The sequence below is a fragment of the Kaistella sp. CFF1-2 genome (genome assembly GCF_059509915.1).
The window spans coordinates 1-1,557 of record NZ_JCAKLF010000019.1 but is presented as its reverse complement, the minus strand read 5'-3'; the positions used below and the strand labels follow the sequence as shown (position 1 = coordinate 1,557).

At 27.2% G+C, this 1,557-nt stretch carries 2 protein-coding genes; both read right to left on the bottom strand.

Translation table 11 applies throughout. From position 1 onward, the window contains the following. The coding region (locus AC5XHR_RS13685; protein WP_495951338.1) for a hypothetical protein at positions 1-549 on the bottom strand (549 nt) is incomplete at its 3' end. Positions 550-767: 218 nt separating this feature from the next. Next, on the bottom strand, positions 768-1,496 hold the full coding sequence (locus tag AC5XHR_RS13680; protein ID WP_495951337.1) for a hypothetical protein: 729 nt from the start codon (positions 1,494-1,496) through the stop codon (positions 768-770). Positions 1,497-1,557: the final 61 nt, after the last annotated feature.

The following is a 1,557-nucleotide window of genomic DNA, read 5'->3' as shown; positions in this document are numbered from 1 at the left end:
AAATTTTGTTTTTTTAATAACTTTCAGAAGTTTCTTATTAATTTTCTCATTAAGTGAAAGTATTTTTATTTCTCCAGAATAATGAATGTAGAAAATTAAATTTTGATTTAAGTCAGTGAAGTAATAGTCAAAAAATCCGCTATCAGCTTCTGTGATTCTATAAAAATGAGGTAAAAATTCTTTTAGTTTTTCGAATTGGATTTCAATTCCACCATTAAATTTTGTGTCAATTTTTTGAGATTTAAAATATTCAACAGTTTTAATTAATGATTTAAAATCTTTTCTTTTTTCAGTCTGTTTTGAAATCCAAGATTTATTTTTTGCGTCGAGAAAAATAAATGCATTAAATTCTAGTAATTTAAGCAGTTTAATTAATTCTGAAATCAAAATTTTGGAATTTTCCTTTTCAAGTTTAATCCAATAAAAATATTTTGTTTTTGGGAAGTAATAAATTTCGGAATCTGTTTCTTTTTCGTATTCAATCAGAGGAAGATCTCTGTATTTTATTAAACAAATATCTCGTTTAATTTTTTTTATTTTTTCAGACATAATCTTGGTTAAGCATTACAGATAACGGAAAAAGTATTGGCGAAGTGCGGGCTAAAATGGACTGAAAGTTCAATTTAGACTGCGTGGAGCCGATGCTTTTTCAGATTGTCTAAATTAAATAAAAAAACAATATGAAAAGCAGCGGCGGCTAAATATTTCCACATTTTCTATTTTTGTATTCAACCCCGCATTTTGCCAATACAATGTTAGCTGCAGTATTATTTGGGGATTTTGGCTTCTCTAAAAATTCCGCGTTCAGATAAATCTTGATCTTTAATAGGATATTTAGGGGTTAATGAATAATCAGAAATTTTTTCAATCGATTTAGTGATTGGGTTTAATTGAACATTATTCGCAAAAATTCTTATGATTTCGTTTTTTTCATTTGAATTTAAATAAATTTCTCCTTTTTTTATTTTTAGTTCATCTAAATGGTATTTTTCCATACTTTCAATATCATTCAAATTATAGAAATACAAACTATCTCTTGTTTCTACAAATTTTTCAAATTGATACCTTCCGCCATTTGAACTTTCTGAATATCCTTTATACTGATAAATTCGTGTAGTTAAATCAATTCCATTTTCGTTTGTAATATTAATTTTCATTGGTTTAAGAATAATACTACTTTTATAATAAGGTTCTCCACATGTTCCATAACAGTCGTGTGTAATGCCTTCAATGTTCTTTTTATTTGGAATTTCTGATATTTGATAAATTGGAAGTATATTTTCAACTATAACTTTAAAGGTTTCAGTAGAATCCAAAATAATAAACCCTCTTGGATTTGAGTCCAATCCGCCCCACGCACTAAACTTATAAATAACCTTTGGGCTTCCTTCAATTTTTTGGACATATAATTTTTCAATTGTCCAATCATTTTTTCCAAAACCACAGCCGTAAAATAAAGATAGTACTACTAATATTGAAAATATTTTGACCTTCATTTAATACACGATTTTTGAGATTATTGCAGCTAACGGAAAAAGTATTGGCGAAGTGCGGGCT

Excerpts from the sequence above, each read along its gene's own strand:
- AC5XHR_RS13680 (WP_495951337.1), bottom strand. The coding sequence starts at position 1,496 with ATGAAGGTCAAAATATTTTCAATATTAGTAGTACTATCTTTATTTTAC.